At 65.9% G+C, this 14,517-nt stretch carries 14 protein-coding genes; 10 read left to right on the top strand and 4 right to left on the bottom strand.

Annotation, left to right across the window (positions count from 1 at the left end):
• The coding region (locus VJ811_RS15840) for a 3-isopropylmalate dehydratase small subunit (protein WP_414711960.1) at positions 1-229 on the top strand (229 nt) is incomplete at its 5' end.
• Here the strand turns inward: VJ811_RS15840 and leuC are convergent.
• Genes leuC through VJ811_RS15855 form a run of 3 tightly spaced genes read right to left on the bottom strand, consistent with a single transcriptional unit; the run spans position 226 to position 4,260 of the window.
• Positions 226-1,638: a 3-isopropylmalate dehydratase large subunit gene (gene leuC / locus VJ811_RS15845; RefSeq protein ID WP_324074092.1), complete on the bottom strand. Its 1,413-nt coding sequence runs from the start codon at positions 1,636-1,638 to the stop codon at positions 226-228. The genes VJ811_RS15840 and leuC overlap by 4 nt on opposite strands.
• Entirely contained in the window at positions 1,635-2,930 is a 1,296-nt protein-coding gene (locus VJ811_RS15850) for an acyl-CoA dehydrogenase family protein (protein ID WP_324074094.1), read from the bottom strand. The genes leuC and VJ811_RS15850 overlap by 4 nt, the downstream gene beginning before the upstream one ends.
• A gap of 19 nt (positions 2,931-2,949) precedes the next feature.
• Positions 2,950-4,260, bottom strand: a complete 1,311-nt coding sequence (locus VJ811_RS15855) for a phosphotransferase family protein (RefSeq protein ID WP_324074096.1) — start codon at positions 4,258-4,260, stop codon at positions 2,950-2,952.
• A gap of 496 nt (positions 4,261-4,756) precedes the next feature.
• On the opposite strand from VJ811_RS15855, the gene VJ811_RS15860 reads away from it, so the two are divergent.
• A complete protein-coding gene (locus tag VJ811_RS15860; protein WP_324074097.1) occupies positions 4,757-5,512 on the top strand; it encodes an AraC family transcriptional regulator in 756 nt (251 codons plus the stop codon).
• Positions 5,513-5,568: 56 nt separating this feature from the next.
• Here the strand turns inward: VJ811_RS15860 and VJ811_RS15865 are convergent, their stop codons facing one another.
• The gene (locus VJ811_RS15865; RefSeq protein WP_324074115.1) at positions 5,569-6,735 is read right to left on the bottom strand and encodes a Gfo/Idh/MocA family oxidoreductase; all 1,167 of its coding nucleotides are present in this window, start codon (positions 6,733-6,735) and stop codon (positions 5,569-5,571) included.
• A gap of 62 nt (positions 6,736-6,797) precedes the next feature.
• On the opposite strand from VJ811_RS15865, the gene VJ811_RS15870 reads away from it, so the two are divergent.
• From VJ811_RS15870 to VJ811_RS15905, 8 genes are read left to right on the top strand one after another with little or no spacing between them, the layout of a single operon-like run.
• Positions 6,798-7,250, top strand: coding sequence for a c-type cytochrome (locus VJ811_RS15870; protein WP_414711961.1), 453 nt, complete (start codon positions 6,798-6,800; stop codon positions 7,248-7,250).
• Positions 7,251-7,266: 16 nt separating this feature from the next.
• Positions 7,267-8,310, top strand: a complete 1,044-nt coding sequence (locus VJ811_RS15875; protein WP_324074099.1) for a sugar phosphate isomerase/epimerase — start codon at positions 7,267-7,269, stop codon at positions 8,308-8,310.
• Positions 8,311-8,355: 45 nt separating this feature from the next.
• On the top strand, positions 8,356-9,654 hold the full coding sequence (locus VJ811_RS15880; RefSeq protein ID WP_324074101.1) for an MFS transporter: 1,299 nt from the start codon (positions 8,356-8,358) through the stop codon (positions 9,652-9,654).
• Positions 9,651-10,556 (top strand): hydroxypyruvate isomerase family protein, encoded by a 906-nt coding sequence (locus tag VJ811_RS15885; protein ID WP_324074103.1) that lies wholly within the window; start codon positions 9,651-9,653, stop codon positions 10,554-10,556. The genes VJ811_RS15880 and VJ811_RS15885 overlap by 4 nt, the downstream gene beginning before the upstream one ends.
• 11 nt (positions 10,557-10,567) lie before the next feature.
• Positions 10,568-11,395, top strand: a complete 828-nt coding sequence (locus VJ811_RS15890; protein ID WP_324074106.1) for a DUF1080 domain-containing protein — start codon at positions 10,568-10,570, stop codon at positions 11,393-11,395.
• Positions 11,395-11,952, top strand: a complete 558-nt coding sequence (locus tag VJ811_RS15895) for a gluconate 2-dehydrogenase subunit 3 family protein (RefSeq protein WP_414711962.1) — start codon at positions 11,395-11,397, stop codon at positions 11,950-11,952. The genes VJ811_RS15890 and VJ811_RS15895 overlap by 1 nt, the downstream gene beginning before the upstream one ends.
• A complete protein-coding gene (locus VJ811_RS15900; protein ID WP_324074110.1) occupies positions 11,949-12,788 on the top strand; it encodes a sugar phosphate isomerase/epimerase in 840 nt (279 codons plus the stop codon). The genes VJ811_RS15895 and VJ811_RS15900 overlap by 4 nt, the downstream gene beginning before the upstream one ends.
• 22 nt (positions 12,789-12,810) lie before the next feature.
• The gene (locus VJ811_RS15905; RefSeq protein WP_324074113.1) at positions 12,811-14,487 is read left to right on the top strand and encodes a GMC family oxidoreductase; all 1,677 of its coding nucleotides are present in this window, start codon (positions 12,811-12,813) and stop codon (positions 14,485-14,487) included.
• Positions 14,488-14,517 lie beyond the last annotated feature (30 nt).

Consider the following 14,517-nt stretch of genomic DNA (forward strand, 5'->3'; position numbering starts at 1 on the left):
CCGCCTGCCTGATCAAATATGCGCGCAGCTGCGCGATGAAATCATGCTCGCGCAATATGCCCCGATCGAGATCGATCTGGAAGCGCAGCGGATCCGGCTCGCGTCGGGCGAGGCGATCGATTTCGAGATCGATCCCGACGATCGCCGCATCCTGATGGAGGGGCTCGACGACATCGCCCGCACGCTGCGCCACGCCGACGTGATCGCACGGTTCGAGGCGGCGCTTTAGCCCGGCATTTCGGGCGCCGCGATGCAGCCGGCAATCGCACTCGCCGCCGCCAGCGCGGGGCTCATCAGATGGGTGCGCCCGCCGCGACCCTGTCGATTCTCGAAATTGCGGTTCGATGTCGCGGCGCAGCGTTCGCCGGGTTGCAGCCGATCGGCGTTCATGCCGACGCACATCGAACAGCCAGGCTCGCGCCAGTCGAACCCCGCGTCGCGCAGGACATAGTCGATCCCCTCGTCCTCGGCCTGTCTTTTGACCAGCCCCGACCCCGGCACGACCATCGCGCGGACATGCGGCGCGACGCGGCGGCCGCGCACGACCTCCGCAACGACGCGCAAATCCTCGATCCGGCTGTTGGTGCAGCTGCCGATGAACACGCGATCGAGCCGCAACCCGGCGATCGGCACACCCGGCGTCATGTCCATATAGGCGAGCGCCCGCTCTGCCGCGCCGCGCGCTTCGGCGCTCGTCAGCGCGGCCGGATCGGGAACCAGCCCGTCGATCGCGACAACCTGCGACGGGTTCGTGCCCCAGCTCACCATCGGCCTGACATCGCGCGCATCGACCCGCATCTCGCGATCGAATAGCGCCGCATCATCGCTTACGAGGGCCGCCCAACGCGCGCGCGCTGCATCCCACGCCTTCCCGGTGGGCGCCGCGGGCCGCCCTGCCAGATAGGCGAAGGTCGCCGCGTCGGGCGCGACCAGTCCCGCCCGCCCGCCCATTTCGATGCTGAGGTTGCACAGCGTCATCCGCGCCTCCATCGACAGCGCGCGGACGGCTTCGCCGGCATATTCGATGACATGCCCTCCGGCGCCATCGACACCGATCACGCCGAGCAGGTGGAGCGCGAGATCCTTGGCATGGACGTGCGCCGCGAGCACACCGTCGACCGTCACGCGCATGTTGCGCGACCGGCGCTGGCGGATCGTCTGCGTCGCCAGCACATGCTCGACCTCGGACGTGCCGATGCCGAACGCGAGCGCGCCGAAAGCGCCATGCGTCGAAGTGTGGCTGTCGCCGCAGACGATCGTCATCCCGGGCTGCGAGCGTCCTTGTTCGGGGCCGACGACATGGACGATCCCGCCGCGCGGATCGCCCATCGGGAAATTCTCGATCCCGAAATGACGCGTATTGCCGACCAGTGCTTCGAGCTGCGCGCGCGCTTCGGCATCGACAACCCCCGCCGGCCCCGCCGCCTGCCCCGCCGTCGGCACATTGTGATCGGACAGGGCGAGTGCGCGCTCAGGACGCCGCACCGCTCGTCCCGCCGCCGCCAGCCCGGCGAAGGCCTGCGGCGAGGTCACCTCGTGGAGCAGGTGCAGGTCGATATAGAGCAGGGTCTCGCCATCATCCTCGGCGACGGCGTGCGCATCCCATATCTTGTCGTAAAGCGTGCGGGGGCGGATCACAGCTTCCCGATCGTTTCGCGCCGCGGCCCCATATACCCGAACAGATACGCCGCCACCTTTCGCATCTGGATTTCCTCGGCGCCTTCGGTGATGCGGTATCTGCGGTGGTGGCGATAGATATGTTCGAACGGCTTGTGGCGTGAGTAGCCGATGCCGCCGTGGACCTGCATCGCGCGGTCGGCGGCTTCGCAGACGAGGCGGTTCGCCCAGTAGTTGCACATGCTGACCTTGTCGGAGAGCGTACGCTCGACCTCCTTGTGGGGTGTGTTGTCCATGTCCCACGCGGTTTTGCGGATGAGCAGGCGCAGCATCTCGGCCTGCGTCGCCAGCTCGACGAGCGGGAACTGGATCGCCTGGTTCTTCGCCAGCGCCTCGCCGAACGGCTTGCGTTGCCGCGCATATTTGACGCTCTCTTCGATGCAATGGACCGCGGCGCCGAGCGAGCTTGCCGCCTGCCTGATGCGGTTCTGGTGGACGAAGCTCTGCGCGATCGCAAGCGCGCCGCCCTCGGGGCCGAGCCGGGCGCTGTCGGGCACCCACACATCGGTGAACGTCATCCTTGGATGGTCGGTCGGCATGTTGAACGTCCACATATATTCATCGACGGTCATGCCGGGGGTGCCGGTGGGCACGAGCAGGCAGGTGATGCCCTTCGCATCGCCGTCCTTCCCGCTGGTGCGGCAGAAGGTCGCGCAGTGCGTCGCGACGTGCATGCCGGTGATCCACATCTTGCGTCCGTCGATCCGCCAGCCGTCGATGCCATCGCGGGCCTCGCGCACGGCGCGCGTCTCCATATGCGTCGCGTCCGATCCATGATCGGGTTCGGTGAGCCCGAACGCGGTGCGGCGCTTGCCCTCGAATCCGCCGAGAATATATTCCTGCTTCTGTTCGTCGCTGGTGCCGAACTGCTCGAACATCTCGACGAAGGGGAAGTTGCCGACGATGCTGTGCTCGTTCTGGAGATCGTTGTGCAAGCCCAGCCCCTTCGCGGCGAAGTGTTCGCGGATCACCGCCATCGCGAGGTTCGATCCGTCCTTGCCGCCATACTTCTTCGGCGCCGAGAAGCGCCAGTGGCCCGCGGCGTCGGCCTTGCGCGTCGCCTGTTTGAGCAGCGCCTCCCACTCGGGACGCGGCAGCCCCTGATTGTCCCAGTCGGTGCGCGCATGTTCGCGCCGGTGGTCGAAGAAGCGGATATTGTCGTCCGCCAGCTCGAGCGGTTTGATCTCGGCTTCGATAAACGCATCGAGTTCTTCGAGGTACGCCGCGAGGTCGGTGGGCATCGCAAAATCCATGTCTCTCTCCCTTGTCCGCTTATCCGCGCCAGCCGGCGCGCGCCGCGGCGAGCGCGGCATATTTGGGGCTGTCGATCGCGCATTTATCGAGCACGGCGCGCCGCAGCCGCGCGAGCAGCCCCGGCTCGGCGAGCGTGGTGGCTCCCGACAGCAAGGCCTCGGCGAGCGCCTTGTCTTCGGCGCGCACGTCCGCATCGAGGTCGCGCAGCACGATGCCGAGCGCGTTCATCGCGACCACCGCCTCGAACTTCGCATGGCCTTGCGCCTCGGGCTTGATCGACCCTTCGATCCAGCCCCGCACCGCCTGCACGATCTCGCGGTTCGTCGGCTCGCCGGCCGGCGCTGAAGTGGCGTCCGGCGACGCGGGCAGCACCCTCCCCCGCTCGGCCTCGGGCGCCTCCTCTTCGAGCAGCCGCACCAGGTCGAGCTCCTGCTCGGCCGTCCGCCGGCCGATCACGACGCGCTCGACCGTCGGGTCGGCACCGCTCCGCCACATCTGTCCCATCTGCAAGCACCCCAGCGCCCACCACAAGGTCCGGTAGATCAGCCAGAAGCGGAAGCGGGTGCGGTCGACCGTCACCCCGCCCGCCGCTTCGTACGCCGCGAAGTAATCATCGAGGCTGCCGACCCCGAATGCCGGTTTATCGAGCATGCCGAAGCGCCAGACGGTCATGCAGCCGAACGCGAGGTCCTCATGCGCGTCGCCCTTATGCGCCAGCTCCCAGTCGAGCACCGCCGCCAGCCCATCCACATCCACCATGATGTTGCCCATGCGGTAATCGCCATGGACGAGCACCGGATCGGCGGGCGCAGGCAAATGATCCTCGCACCATTTGATCGCCAGCGCGATCACCGGGCGGTCGCCGCCGTACGACAGGAAGCGCGACTTAAGCTCCGCCAGCGCCGCCGCCGTGTCCATCAGCGGGATCGCAGCGGGCACGCTGTCCAGCGGGATGCTGTGGATGCGCGCCAGCTCGCGGCCGAGGTCGGCGAGCAGCGACGGTGGCGGATCGGCCAGGATCTTCGCCGGCGACACCTCGGCCAGCACCCGCCGCATCACATAACCCGTGCCCATGCCGTCGGCCGGCTCCAGCACGCCGACCACCTCGGGCGCCTTCACCCCCGCCGCATAAGCCGCCTGCACCAGCGCCGCCTCGTCGACATGCCCGAACGGACGGCCCGCCATATAATCCGCCGACGGCGCGCGACGCAGGACATAGCCCGCGACCTCCTCGCCCTCGCCCCACTCGAACGCAAAGCTCTCCATGTTCGCACCGCCAGACAATCGCGTCATGCCCGACAGCACCCCAGAACCCGCAATCCGGGTCATCAACGCAGGAAGTAAGGCCGCAACGTCAGTCATGCGAACGACATCCCGCGCACGGCAAATCTGAAAATATTCGGCATTCCATCCCACATCGCCGACACCTCCCTGCATGATCATTTTGCTTAGTATGCTAACTATATGTGATGAATCTTTTGGCGGCAAGTGACCTTGAGCGCGGCGACGGCAAAACTCTACTCCAAGCGACCAAACCGGCGTTCCCTTTCAGGCGGAGCCCTGGTCCGACGGGGAAAAGCGCGGCGCTGAAGGCTGGACCGCGACGCGCGCCCGAAAGTCAGCGATAGCCTTCGCGCGCGGACTGGCCCGCCTTGCCAGTTGCCGGCATCGGTGTCCTTTCAATCGGTGTTATCGCATCGATCAAGCCGATCGGCATGTCCGCCGAAACAATCGGCAAAGAAAATTTGCGTGTCGGATAAGGCCAGGATGATTGCACATATGGCATGGCGCCGCCACTGATGCCCCGATTCGCTGGGATGACAGGATGACGAAGAAGCTATCCATTCGCATTTCTCCGGAGTTTACCAGCTTCGTCGGCCGCGGCCCCTGTGACGCCGCGTTCCTGCCGCCCGACGCGCTCATCTTCGGTTTCGGCGATATTGGCGAGCCCGCCGTCTCGATGCTCCTCCCCGGCGATGTCGCCGGCCCCGCCGACGATCATCTGGTTGTCCTCGCGATCAGCCGCGCCGCGTGCGACCGCCTGTTCGGGCGTCGCCCCAAGGCGGACGGACGCTGGTATCTCCCCGCCAATCTTCGCGGTCTCGGCCGCGCCGTGGTCGCCCTCGAAGGCGACAGCGAGGTCGACGACATGTTGCGCAGCGCGCGCAGCCAGGAACTGCTCTGCCAGCTTTTCGCCGAACTCGCCGCCGACCGCATGGTCGAAGTGGGCGGCAGCACGTCGCTCAGCGAGCTCGACATCACGCGCGTCGCCGCCGCGCACCAGCTGGTCAACGAGAAGTGGCAGGAGAAGCTGACCGTCGGCAATGTCGCGCGCCGCTGCGGCCTCAGCAAGGCCAAGCTGACGCGAGGCTTTCGCGAACTGTATCAATGCAGCGTCGCCGAGGCGGTGAGCGAGCGGCGGCTGCAACGCGCGCGCCAATTGCTCGCGCAGAGCGATCTTCCGATATCGAGCATCGGCTATAATTGCGGCTATATGAGCAATGCGAGCTTCACGCGCGCCTTCGCGCGCCGCTTTGGCATGGCTCCGACCAAGATGCGTGGGCGCGAAGCCACGGCCTGAGCGGAGCGATCGTAAAGCGGCGTCCCTCGAAGGAGGTTATGGCTAACAGCGCGCCGCTATTCGCCGCCTGCCGTCCGGCGATCGTTCGGGATGCGGGCAAGCGCGGTCCATTTCGCTTCGCCCGCACTGTTTTCGATCACCGCTTCGACGAAGGCCATCGTCCGCAGGCCATCGACGATCCCGGGGAACCAGTCGGCCGTGCCAGGCGGCGGCGGGGTCGCGGCACCTGCCCGTAGGGCTCGGCCGAAGCCGATATACAGGTTGGCAAACGCCTCGATATAACCCTCGGGATGCCCCGCCGGGGTACGCAACCGCGCGACCGCCGATGGGTCGAGACCGGGCCCGCCAGCGCGGATCACCTCGACCGGCCGGTCCAGCCAGCGCAATGTCAAGCTGTTCGGCTCCATCTGCGACCATTCGAGGCCACCTTCCTCGCCATGGATGCGCAGGCGCAAGCCGTTTTCGTCGCCCGCAGCGATCTGGCTGGCCTTCAGCACGCCGCGCGCGCCGCCTTCGAATCGCAGCAACGCCGCCACATCGTCGTCGAGGCGGCGGCCCGGAACATGCGTCGTCAGCTCCGCGCTGAGCGACCCGACCGCCAGCCCGGAGACATGTTCGGCGAGCTGGAAGGCGTGCGTGCCGATGTCGCCCAGGCAGCCGCCCAGCCCCGCGCGCGCGGGATCGGTGCGCCATTCGGCCTGCTTGTTGCCGTCCTGATCGATCGGGCGGCTGAGCCAGCCTTGCGAATATTCGACCTGCACCAGCCGGATCTTGCCGAAATCGCCGCGCGCGACGCGCACGCGCGCCTCTTCGACCAGCGGATAACCGCTATAGGTGAACGCCAGGCCGTACAGCTTGCCGCTGCGGGCGACGGCCGCGCCGATCACCTGCGCCTCGGCGAGGTTCAGCGCCATCGGCTTTTCGGACAGGACGTGAAAACCGGCATCGAGCGCGGCGATCGCCATCGGGGCGTGCAGATGATTCGGGGTGACGATCGCCAGCACCTCCATCCGCTCATCCTCGGGCAGCGCAGCCTCGCCCGCGAGCAAGGCGTCGAGCGTCGCGTAAGCGCGAGCGGGATCGAGCCCGAGTGCCGCGGCGCTTCGCGCATTACGTTCCACGTCGCTGCTGAACGCGCCGCACACCAGCGCAAACTCGCCATCGAGCGCCGCGGCCATCCGGTGCACCGCACCGATGAAGGCGCCTTCGCCGCCGCCGACCATGCCGTAGCGCGTTTTTGACTTCGTATTCACGGCATTCCCCCGGTCTGGATTTCCAAAATTGTTTGCACAATCCGATTTCGACCGGTTACATCATCGCACCGGCTGTTGCCAGACGGGAGAGGATAATGAAATTTCTGTTCGCCCTGCCACCGGCAGGAGCAATGTTGATTGCGCTGATGTTCACGCCTTCACCAGCGGTGGTTGCAGCGCCTGCCCAAGGTCCCGGCGCGCAGGCCTTCGCGGCATGCCGCGCCTGTCATACGCTGGAAGCTGGCGGTAAAAGCACGATGGGGCCCAATCTGCACGGCCTGTTCGGCCGGCAAGCCGGCGCCGTTGCCGGATTCAATTACAGCCCGGCGCTCAAGGCATCGAAAATCCGCTGGAACGACAAGACGCTCGACGAATATCTCGCCGCGCCGACCAAAAAGGTCCCCGGCACGCGCATGGTCGTCAAGGTGGCCGACCCAGCGCGCCGCGCGGCGTTGATCGCCTTTCTCAAGACCGAAACCAAGTGACGCGAAAGGCATCCGCATGAAGGGGCCGGCCATTTTCCTCGCACAGTTCATGAGCGACGATGCGCCGTTCGACACTTTGCCCTCGGCGGCGCGCTGGATGGCGGATGCGGGCTATGTAGGCATCCAGATTCCGACGTGGGACAGCCGCTGCATCGACCTGCGCCAAGCCGCCGAAAGCCAGGATTATTGCGACGAGCTCGCGGGCACCTGCCGCGAGGCGGGGGTCGAGATCACCGAGCTGTCGACGCACCTGCAGGGTCAGTTGGTCGCGGTGCATCCCGCCTATGACGCCCAGTTCGACGGCTTCGCACCCGACGCGGTGAAGGGCAAGCCGGCCGAGCGTCAGGCCTGGGCGGTCGAGCAGCTCCACCTTGCCGCAAAGGCGAGCCGGCGACTGGGTCTTAACGCCCATGCGACCTTTTCGGGCGCGCTCGCCTGGCCCTATCTCTATCCGTGGCCGCAGCGTCCCGCCGGACTGGTCGAAGAAGCGTTCGCCGAGCTTGCGAAGCGCTGGCGGCCGATCCTCGATGCCTTCGACGAACAGGGCATCGACCTCGCCTATGAGATTCATCCGGGCGAGGATTTGCACGACGGCGTCACCTTCGAGCGCTTCCTCGCGGGGGTCGATAACCACCCGCGCGCCAACATCCTCTATGACCCCAGCCATTATGTCTTGCAGGCGCTCGACTATCTGCAGTTCATCGATATTTATCACGAGCGGATCCGCATGTTCCACGTCAAGGATGCCGAACTCAATCCGACCGGCCGATCGGGTGTCTATGGCGGCTTTCAGGACTGGGTCGACCGGCCCGGACGCTTCCGCTCGCTGGGTGATGGCCAAGTGGACTTCGGCGGTATCTTCTCGAAACTGACGCAATATGGCTACGCCGGTTGGGCGGTGCTCGAATGGGAATGCTGCCTGAAGCACCCCGAAGACGGCGCGCGCGAAGGCGCCCCTTTCATCGCCGCGCACATGATTCGCAAGGCCGACAAGGCGTTCGACGATTTCGCCGGGGGCAGCGATCCGGCGCTCAACCGCGCGATGCTGGGGCTGAACTGACGACGCGGCAGACGAACTAACGATAATGATCAAAGGGGACGCAGGATGACGACATTGCACAAGGGACGCCTGTTCTGGCTGGGCGTGCTCGCGCTGTTCACGGCCGCGGCGAGCCTCGCCATCCGCGGTGCGATCGCCAGCGGGCTCAAATCAGAGTGGATCGATCCGATCGCGCCCTTGCAGGCGGGCGAGCTGATCGCCGCCGCACTGGGCGCGGCGTTCCTCAGCTTTTCGATCACCTTGTTCGTCGTCAGCGCGCTGCTCGACCAGATCGGCATGAGGCGGTGCCTGGCGGGAGCGGGGCTGTGCTTCATCCTCGGCCCGTTGATGATCGTCACCGCGGGCCATGTCGCCACCGGCATGACCATCTATTGGCTCGTCTGGGCTGGCATGTTGCTCAGCGGCATCGGCTGGGGGCTGACCGAGGCGGCGATCAATCCGCTGACCGCGCAGCTCTACCCCGACGATACCACACACCGGCTCAACGTGCTGCACGCCTGGTTCCCCGGCGGCATCATCGTCGGCGGGCTTGCCGGCTTTTTCCTTTCGGCGGCGTTGCCGTGGCAGGGCATCATGGCGCTCGTCATGGTCCCCGCCGCCGCGACCCTCGTGATCGCCCTGACCACAAGCTTCCCGCCGCCGCTGCGTCAGCAAAGCGGCGTCAGCTTCGGCGAGATGATGGGCGAGGTGTTTCGCCGGCCGAGCTTCTTCGTCTGGTTCGGCGCGATGTTCCTGACCGCGGCGTCCGAATTGGCCCCCGGCCAGTGGATCGACGTCGCCCTGTCGAACCGCGTCGGCATGCGGGGCATCCTGCTGCTCGTCTATGTCAACGCGCTGATGTTCATTTTCCGCCATTTCGCGGGGCGGCTCGCCAACAAGATCTCAAACCCGGGGCTGCTCTGGGTATCGAGCCTGCTCGCCGCGATCGGCCTGTTCATGCTGAGCCAGGCGCAGTCGCCGGTCGCGGCGGTCGTCGCCGCGACGATCTGGGGGCTGGGCGTCTGCGTGATGTGGCCGACGATGATCGCCTCGGTCGCCGAACGCTATCCGCGCGGCGGATCATGGGCGATGGGACTCGTCGGATCGGCGGGCGCGCTCGCCAGCTTCTTCGTGCTGCCGCAGCTGGGCGCGATGTTCGACCGCGCCAAGATCGAGTTCGCCGGCGGACCCGAAGCGTTTGCGCGGTTGACCGGCGCGGCGAAGCTGGCGGTCGAGGATGCGGCGGCGTCGCTGTCGTTCCAGCGGCTGGCGACCCTGCCCGTCATCCTGCTCGCAGTGTTCGGCTTCATTTGGCTGCGCGAGCGCGGTAAGTCGCGCGCGGCGCTCGCGGGTCAGACGGCATGAGCGTATCGCGTCGAGCGGTTCTGGCGGGCGGCGCTGCCGCTGCCGCAGCGACGGTGGCGAATGGCGCGATGGCGCAGAACGCGGCGCGCTTTTCGCTGAAATACGCCCCGCACGAGGGGAGCTTCAAAAGCCGCGGCGATCGGATCGAACAGATCGCTTTTGCCGCCGATCAGGGCTTTACGGCGTGGGAGGATAATGAGGCGGCGACGCGTCCGGTCGCCGACCAGACCGCGATGGCGCGCGCGCTGCAACAACGGGGCATGACGATGGGCGTGTTCGTCGCGAGCATGCCGCGATGGGCCGAGTTCCGGCCGCTGCTGGGCGGCAATGACGATAGCGATCGCGAACGCTTCCTCGCCGATATTCGCAGTTCGGTCGATGTCGCCAAGCGGCTGAACTCCAAGCATATGACGATCGTCACCGGCTTTATGGACCGCAAGCTGCCGGTCGATATCCAGACCGCGCGCGTGATCGATGTGCTGCGCCGCGCCGCCGAAATCTATGAACCGCATGGGCTGGTCATGGTGATGGAGCCGCTCAATACGCTGGTGAACCATCCCGGCGTCTTCATGTCGACTGTCCCGCAGGGCTATGCGATGGCGCGCGCGGTCGACAGCCCGGCGATCAAGGTGTTGGCGGACCTATACCACGAGCAGATCCAGGCCGGGAACCTGATCAACACGCTGGACAGCTGCTGGGGCGAGATCGCGTACGTCCAGTTCGGCGACAATCCCGGCCGCAAGGAGCCCGGCACGGGCGAGGTCAATTATCGCAACATCGTCCGCTGGCTGCGCGCGAAGAAGTTCGCCGGGGTGATCGGCATGGAGCACGGCAATTCAATCGACGGCCGCGCCGGCGAGGAGCGGCTGGTCGCCGCCTATCGCGCGATCGACGCGGCATGAGGGAGGAACGAGTGAAGCGTATCGCATGGGGCGCAGCAATCGCGGTGGCGGTGGCGGCGGGCAGTCCGGCTGCCGCGCAGGAGAAGCCCGGCTTCACCGACACGCCGACGCTGCCCGACGGCAAGTGGAAGGTCCATGATACCAATCGGCCCCATCCGACGGTGGTGACGCCGGCTTCGGCACCCGGCGCGCCGCCTTCGGACGCAGTCATATTGTTCGATGGCAAATCGCTCGATGCGTGGCAGCCCCAGCCCACCGCGTGGGCGGTCAAGGACGGTGCGGTCACGGCGACCCCGCGCGCTACGGGCTCCGGCGAAAATGCGCTGGTCAGCAAGCAGAGCTTCGGCGACGTCCAGCTTCACCTTGAATTCCGCTCGCCCAATCCGCCGGCGAAAAGCTCGCAGGATCGCGGCAACAGCGGCATCTGGTTCATGCAGCGCTACGAGATCCAGATCCTCGACGGCTATCAGAACCCCACTTATGCCGACGGCACCGTAGGAGCGATCTATGCCTGGAAGCCGCCACTGGTGAACCCGTCGCGTCCGCCCGGCGAATGGCAGAGTTATGACATCGTCTTTGAACGCCCGCATTTCGGCCCCGACGGCAAGCTGCTGCGCCCGGCCTATGTTACCGCCTTTCTCAACGGCGTGCTGGTGCAGAACCGCCAGCCCTGGCTGGGCAGCACGGTCTGGCGGAAGGTCGCGAAGTACGAAGCGCATGGCGATGCCGCGCCGATCCAGCTTCAGGATCACAATAGCCCGGTTTCGTTCCGCAACATCTGGGTGCGCCCGCTGACCGAAGCGGCGGCGAGCCATGACTTTGAAAGGGCCGTGAAATGATCATCGATCGCAGGGACGCGCTGGCCGGGATGGCCGCGATGTTCGGCGCGAGCCTGTTCGCGCCGATCGCGCGCGCCGCGGCGGCAGAGGTGCCCCGCATCAGCAGCGGCCCGCCGTCGTCGCCGGTGTTCACTGCGCAGCAGCGCGCACTGATGACCGCGCTCAGCGAACGCGTGATGCCGACCACCGACACCCCCGGCGCGATCGCGGCCGGCGTCCCCGAATATATCGAAAAACTGCTCGCCGATTGGGCGTCGCCCGACGATCGCAAGCCGATCCTCGCGGGGCTTGACGCGATCGAGGCGCGCAGCCGGGCCGACTACAAGGTCGCCGCCGAGAAGGCGACGCCGGCGCAGCAGGACGCGCTGCTGACGTTCGCGATGGAGAACAAGCTGCCCGGCGGCGCCGACTTCTTCGACAAGTTCCGCCAACTCGTGCTCACCGGATATTTCACGTCGGAAGTCGGCATCACGCAGGAACGCGAATATTTGCCCGTCCCCGGCCGCTACGACGGCGCCTATCTCTATTCCGAAGTCAACAAGGTGTTTTCGTCATGATGATCAACCGACGGCAATGGATGGCGGGCGGCGCCGCGCTCGGGGCGACGCTCGCGGCCGGCCCGGCTCTAGCGCGCCTCTTCAAGCAGAAGCCCATCGGTATCCAGCTCTACACCGTGCGCGAACTCTTCTCGAAGGATCCGATGGGAACGCTCGAGAAGGTCGCGAAAATCGGCTATCGCGAGGTCGAATATGGCGGTGGCGGCTATGACAGAATGGACCACGCCGCGCTCCGCAAGACGATGGACCGGCTGGGGCTGAAGTCGCCTTCGATCCATGTCGCCTATGAGGCGCTCGCCAGCGATTTCGACGGCGCGGTCGCGATGACCAAGGCGCTGGGCGCCGACACGCTGGTCGTTCCCTATATGGTCGACGCGCATCGCAATGCCGAGGGCTGGAAGGCCGCGGTCGCCAATTTCAACCGCTATGCCGAACGGTTGAAAAAGGCCGGGATCGGCTTTGCCTATCACAATCATGATTTCGAGTTCACGCTGAGGCCGGGCGGCACCAGCCTGTTCGACACGCTGATCGCCGATGCCGATCCGGCGCTGGTCCAACTCGAGCTCGACCTGTTCTGGGCCGTTGCCGCGGGCGAGGATCCCAAGGCGATCATCCGGCGCCTGCCGGGGCGGATCTACGCCTATCACGTCAAGGATCGCACCGCCGACGGCAAGATGACCAGCGTCGGCAAGGGCGTGATCGACTTCGCCGACATCTTCTCGCTCAACACGGTCGCCGGCGTGAAGCATTTCTATGTCGAGAACGACCAGTCGCCCGCGCCCTATCTTCCCGACATTCAGACCAGCTTCACCACGCTCAGCCGCCTTCGCGCGTAACCCGATATTCGAGGATCAAGATATGACCGACACCTTCGATGCGATCGTCATCGGTTCCGGAGTGAGCGGCGGATGGGCCGCGAAGGAATTGACCGAAAAGGGTCTCAAGGTCCTGATGCTCGACCGCGGGGTGATGGTCGAGCATGGCGCGGATTATGATTATGACGGCAAACCGGCCTATGAGATCCCTGCGCGCGACGCGATGCCCAAGGCATTGGTCGACAGCGACTATTTCATCGCCAAGCATGGCTATGTCTCGCCGTCGAACCAGAAATTCTACAACAACGACCGGCTCAATCCCTACGCCTATGACGAGGGCGAGAAATTTTACTGGATCCGGCCCGCCGCGGTCGGCGGCAAGTCGCTGATCTGGGGGCGCTGGAGCTTTCGCTGGTCGCCCGAGGATTTCGAGGCGAACAAGCGCGAGAATGTCGGGATCGACTGGCCGATCCGCTATGACGACCTCGCGCCCTGGTACGACTATGTCGAAAAATATATCGGCGTGTCGGGATCGCGCGAGAATCTGCCGCAGCTGCCCGACAGTGCGTTCCAGCCGCCGATGCAGATGAACATCGCCGAAAAATGGCTCAAAGAGCGGCTCGAGACGACCTCGCCGGGCCGCAAGCTGATCAACACCCGCCTCTCGAACATGACCGAGGACAAGGAGGATCAGGGCCGCAGCAAATGCCAGTTCCGCAACCAGTGCGGACGCGGCTGTTCGTTCGGATCCTATTTCTCGACGCAGGCGGTCACCCTGCCCGCGGCGCGGGCGACGGGACGGCTCACGCTTCGCTCCGACGCCGTCGTATCCAACCTCGAATATGATCCCAAGACGAAGAAGGTCACGGGCGTCCGCGTGGTCGATGCGAAGACGAAGCAGGCCGAGGTGATCCCCGCCCGCCTCGTTTTCCTCTGCGCCTCGGCGATGGCGTCGACCCAGATCCTGATGAACTCGCGAATCCCGGGCACCGGCAAGAGCCATTTCGACGCGAGCGGCACGCTGGGCCGTTACGTGATGGACCACATCTTCCGCGTCGGCGTCTGGGGCGATATTCCGGGCATGACCGACTATATCGAATATGGCCGCCGCCCCGGCGGCGTCTATATCCCGCGTTTCCGCAATGTCGGCGGCGAGGAAGGCGTCGGCTTCCGCCGCGGCTATGGCTATCAAGGCGGCGCGCGGCGCGATCCGGCCTATCCGCAGGGCTTTGGCGCATCGATGAAGCAGGGCATGCGCCAATATGGCGGGTGGAAGTTCGGCATGGGCGCGTTCGGCGAATGCCTGCCCTATGAGGACAATCGCGTCAGCCTGCATGCCGACAAGGTCGACCGTTTCGGCATCCCGCTGATGCGTTTCGACGTCACTTTCCGCGACAATGAGATCAAGATGATGGACGACGCGCGGGCCGAGGGCGAGAAGATGCTCAAGGCTGCCGGCCTGCTCAACGTGGCGAGCAACCGCGGCGAGCACGTCCCCGGCGACGCCATCCACGAAATGGGCGGCGCGCGCATGGGCGCCGACCCGCGCCAGTCGGTGCTCAACAAATGGGGCCAGGCGCACGACGCCGCCAACCTGTTCGTCACCGACGGCGCCCAGATGGCATCGATCTCGTGCGTCAATCCGTCGCTCACCTTCATGGCACTGACCGCGCGCGCCGCCGACCACGCCGTAAAGCTGCTCAAGGCCGGTGCCGTCTAGAGTATCGAGCGCTTGACTGACCCACTGTCC

Origin of the sequence: Sphingopyxis sp., assembly GCF_035250425.1 — a bacterium.
GTDB lineage: Bacteria > Pseudomonadota > Alphaproteobacteria > Sphingomonadales > Sphingomonadaceae > Sphingopyxis.